Origin of the sequence: Candidatus Accumulibacter vicinus, from assembly GCF_000584955.1 — a bacterium.
GTDB classification, from domain to species: domain Bacteria; phylum Pseudomonadota; class Gammaproteobacteria; order Burkholderiales; family Rhodocyclaceae; genus Accumulibacter; species Accumulibacter vicinus.
This window is the reverse complement of sequence record NZ_JDSS02000043.1, coordinates 78,537-82,750: the sequence shown is the minus strand read 5'-3', so window position 1 is coordinate 82,750 and position 4,214 is coordinate 78,537. Positions and strand designations below refer to the sequence as shown.

Below are 4,214 nucleotides of genomic sequence, written 5' to 3'. Positions count from 1 at the left end.
CGCTCGGCTCAAGCGGGAGCTTGAAATAGTAAAAAAGCGGCAGCGTACTTCGCGAGGGATGCCCTGTGAAGTACGCCTGGATGGACGCGCATCGGCGGGAGTTCGCGTGGTCGGAATGTGCGATGTATGAGAGGTAAGTATCAGCGGGGACCGAGCCTGGAAGCGCGGCGGGGTTGCGCAGTGCAAGCGGCTGACGGACAAGCCCAGCCATTCATACCGAACTCAAAAGCGCCTATGGCAGCCCACGCAGGGTGCGCGAGCTGCGGAGGCGGGGCTTCTCTGCCGGTAAGGAGCGGGGAGAGAGGCTGCTGCGTGAGAACGGAATTCACGCTTGGGGCTGGCTTTGTCCCGGGAGTCCGGCAAGGGCTTTGATGCCACGAATTTGCGCCACATGCGCGGGGTTTTCTGGCTTTTCCAAAATGCGACGCACTGCGTCGCGAATTGAGCTGGACGCACTACCCGCCTGTTGCTGCGGGTGGATGCGCCCGAGGCGCGCACCTGGTACATGCCGGAGGCAGCAGCACAGAACTGGAGTACGCGGGCGCTGGAGAGACAGATTGGCATGCTGTATTACGAACGCTTGGGTGGCTGTGGAGGCTGAGGCACAGGATAATCTGGCCGCTCTGCCGCAGTCTCCCCGCGCCTTTGTGCGCGATCCGGTGATGCTGGAGTTCCCGGGGCTGCCGGATGCTGGCAAGTTGCTGGAAAACAGGCTTTGATGGACAAGCTGCAAGCCTTTCTGCTGGAATTGGACAAAGGCTTTGCCTTTGTGGCGCGCCAGCAGCGCATCAGCACCGAGAGCAAGGATTTCTTCATTGATCTGGTGTTCTACAACTACCTGCTTCCGCGCCGAACTCCTCGGTCTTGTATAGGATTCATGCAATTGCCCTGCCACGGCGAGGCACAGACATGCTTTGGACAGCTTCCTACGATCGACTGCCATTGACCTGGCACGTCAGAAGCACAATCACTCCCCACCATTCTGCTTCTGAATGACTGCTCTGAGGTTTTCTTCCCCGATCTCCGGGCAGACCTTTTCGATGAACGCCAGCGCATAGCTGCGCAAATAGGTGCCGCGGCGTACCGCCAGACGGGTGGTGCTTTCCGGGAACAGGTGCGGCACCGGGATTAGCGCCAGGTTGCGGTCCTTGAAGCCGTCGTAGGCCATCGATGCGACGATGCCTACGCCGAGGTCGAGTTCGACATAGGTCTTGATTACATCAGCATCAATCGCCGAAAGCACGATGTCCGGCACGACGCCAGCGTCGGCAAAAGCCTTGTCGATATGCGTCCGGCCGGTAAAGCCCTCATGATAGGTGATGATCGGATACTCGCCGATCAATTCCAGCGTCAGGTCCTTGACCTTCAGGAGGGGGTGGCCGTAGGGAACAATCACCGCGTGGTACCAGCGATAGAACGGGAAGGTGGCCAATTCCGGAACCTGGTCGAGTCGTTCGGTGGCGATGCCGATATCGGCTTCGCCCGAAACGAGCTTTTCAGCGATGTCCACCGGACTGCCCTGGTGCAGTGCGAGATGCACGCGCGGATAGTCGGTCTTGAACCACTTGATGATCTGCGGCAGCGCGTAACGCGCCTGGGTGTGGGTAGTCGCGACGACAAAGTGACCGGTTTCCCGGCTCGCGAACTGGTCGGCGATACGGCGCAGGTTATGGGTGTCGAGCAGAATGCGGTTCACCACTTCGGCCAGCTCCTTGCCTGGCTCGGTCAGTCCCAGCAGACGTTTGCCGCGACGCACGAAAATCTCGATGCCGAGTTCGTCCTCGAGATCCTTGATGTGCTTGCTGACTCCCGGTTGCGACGTGTACAGGGCATTGGCCACTTCGGTCAGGTTGAAGTCCTGGCGAATGGTCTCGCGAATGATGCGCAGTTGTTGAAAATTCATCCCGTCCTCAAGCCGCCCGGGCTTCCTCCGAGAAGACGCGGATGTGGCGCGGGCGCAGCGATACCGGGTCACCCTCTGCGAGACCGAGCAGGTGGAAGGTCTCGCGGGCGAGGCTGACCTCAATCAGTTCGCCGTCCGCGCGGCTCAGTTCGATCTGTGCGCTCGCTCCGACCGAGACGACGCGAACGATCCTGGCCGGCAGACCGCCACCCACTCCCCAGCCCGGCAGCAGATCAAACTCGTGCGGGCGCACAAAAGCCACCGCCTTGCCGTTGCCGCTATCGTTGGCCGTCTGATGATTGACGGTGCCGAGCGCGAGTGCGTGTTCGCCGAGATGCAGCTCCCCATCCTCGACGCGCCCATGGAAGAGATTGACCGAACCGAGGAAGTTGGCCACGAAGGCTGTCGCCGGACGATCATACACCGACTCCGGTGTGCCGATCTGCTCGACCCTGCCCTTGTTGATCAAGACTACCCGGTCGGAAACCTCGAGCGCTTCTTCCTGGTCGTGGGTGACGAAAACGCTGGTGACGTGGATTTCGTCGTGCAATTGTCGCAGCCAGCGCCGCAACTCCTTCCTCACCTTGGCATCCAGGGCTCCGAAGGGTTCGTCGAGCAATAGCACCTTCGGTTCCACCGCCAGTGCGCGTGCCAGCGCAATCCGTTGGCGCTGACCACCTGAAAGCTGGGTCGGGTAGCGATCGGCCAGCCAGTCGAGTTGCACCAGTTCAAGCAGACGCCTCACCCGGCGCCTGATCTCCGTTGCGGCGGGACGGTCGAGCCGCGGCTTGACGCGCAGGCCAAATGCGACATTGTCGAAAACGCTCATGTGGCGAAACAGCGCGTAGTGCTGGAAAACGAAACCAACCTGGCGATCACGGGCGTGGCGGGCCGAAGCATCGTCACCGGCGAGCAGGATTTGGCCCTGATCGGCGTATTCGAGGCCGGCGATGATGCGCAGCAATGTCGTCTTGCCGCAGCCCGACGGTCCCAGCAGAGCGACCAGTTCGCCGGAGGGAATGTCGACCGAGACGTCGTCGAGCGCCTTGAAGGTGCCGAACTGCTTGCTGATGTTGCGGATGGCGATGCTCATGGCTCATTCTCCGGAAAGTTCACGTTTCTCTTGCTGCTGCCGACGCGTTTGCCGCTCGACCAGCGTTTTCAGGCCAAGCGTGACGATCGCCAGCAGGGCCAGCAGCGAGGCCACTGCAAAGGCTGCGGCGTAGTTGTATTCGTTGTAGAGAATCTCGACGTGCAAGGGCAGGGTATTGGTCATCCCGCGGATATGCCCGGAGACCACCGACACCGCGCCGAACTCGCCCATTGCCCGCGCGTTACACAGAATCACCCCGTACAGCAGGCCCCATTTGATGCTGGGCAGCGTGGTGTACCAGAACATCTGCCAACCGGAAGCTCCGAGGACGACCGCCGCTTCCTCTTCTTCCGAGCCCTGCGCTTCCATCAGCGGAATCAGTTCGCGAGCGACGAAAGGAAAAGTGACGAAGATCGTCGCCAGCACGATCCCGGGCAGGGCGAAGATGATCTTGATGTCGTGTGCCTGCAGCCAGGGGCCGAACCAGCCCTGCGCGCCGAACATCAACACGTAGATCAGGCCCGAGATCACCGGCGACACGGAAAAAGGCAGGTCGATCAGGGTGATCAGCAGGCGCTTGCCGGAGAACTCGAACTTGGCGATCGCCCACGATGCGGCGACCCCGAACACCAGGTTCAGCGGAACCGCGACCAGCGCGACCAGCACCGTCAGCGTAATCGCCGAGCGGGCATCCGGGTGGAGCAGCGCCGCGCTGTAAGCCCCCCAGCCCTTGCGCAAGGCTTCGGTGAAAACCGTCGCCAGCGGCAGCAGCAGGAAAACCGCGAAGAAGGTCAATGCGACGCCGATCAGCACCCCCTTCACCCACGCCGGCTCGCTTGTGCTGGGCGTCTCCTGAAGTGCCAGGCGGCCGGGATTCAAGGTAATCGTTCCGCTCATCTCAGGCCTCCGCAGTGTAGCGCTGCTGCATCCAGCCTTGCAGCGCATTGATGATCAACAGCAGGAGGAAGGAGATGACCAGCATTACCGAAGCGACCGCGGTGGCGCCAGCGTAGTCGTACTGCTCGAGCTTGGTGATGATCAACAGTGGCGTGATCTCGGAGACCATCGGCACATTGCCGGCGATGAAGATCACCGATCCGTACTCGCCGACGGCGCGGGCGAAGGCCATCGCGAAACCGGTCAGCAGTGCCGGTGTGATGTGCGGCAGGATGACCTTGACGAAGGTCTGCCAGCGCGAGGCGCCGAGGCCGGCGGCGG

Annotated in this window: 4 protein-coding genes and 2 pseudogenes; 2 read left to right on the top strand and 4 right to left on the bottom strand. The window is 61.6% G+C overall.

Annotated elements, in window-relative coordinates; genetic code table 11:
• Together CAPSK01_RS23970 and CAPSK01_RS18660 are read left to right on the top strand one after the other, a co-directional pair.
• Positions 1-326 (top strand): annotated as a pseudogene (locus CAPSK01_RS23970) (IS3 family transposase); the annotation flags it as partial.
• 17 nt (positions 327-343) lie between these two features.
• Positions 344-844: pseudogene (locus tag CAPSK01_RS18660) on the top strand (PDDEXK nuclease domain-containing protein); the annotation flags it as partial.
• Between the two features lie 123 nt (positions 845-967).
• Here CAPSK01_RS18660 and CAPSK01_RS18655 read toward each other — a convergent pair.
• From CAPSK01_RS18655 to CAPSK01_RS18640, 4 genes are all read right to left on the bottom strand, one after another.
• Positions 968-1,903: a CysB family HTH-type transcriptional regulator gene (locus CAPSK01_RS18655; protein WP_034930247.1), complete on the bottom strand. Its 936-nt coding sequence runs from the start codon at positions 1,901-1,903 to the stop codon at positions 968-970.
• Positions 1,904-1,910: 7 nt separating this feature from the next.
• Positions 1,911-2,996, bottom strand: coding sequence for a sulfate ABC transporter ATP-binding protein (locus CAPSK01_RS18650; RefSeq protein ID WP_034930244.1), 1,086 nt, complete (start codon positions 2,994-2,996; stop codon positions 1,911-1,913).
• 3 nt (positions 2,997-2,999) lie between these two features.
• Positions 3,000-3,893: a sulfate ABC transporter permease subunit CysW gene (cysW, locus tag CAPSK01_RS18645; protein WP_034930242.1), complete on the bottom strand. Its 894-nt coding sequence runs from the start codon at positions 3,891-3,893 to the stop codon at positions 3,000-3,002.
• Between the two features lies 1 nt (position 3,894).
• Positions 3,895-4,214, bottom strand: a 320-nt coding sequence (locus CAPSK01_RS18640; RefSeq protein ID WP_273704063.1) for an ABC transporter permease subunit, incomplete at its 5' end; no start/stop codon positions are given.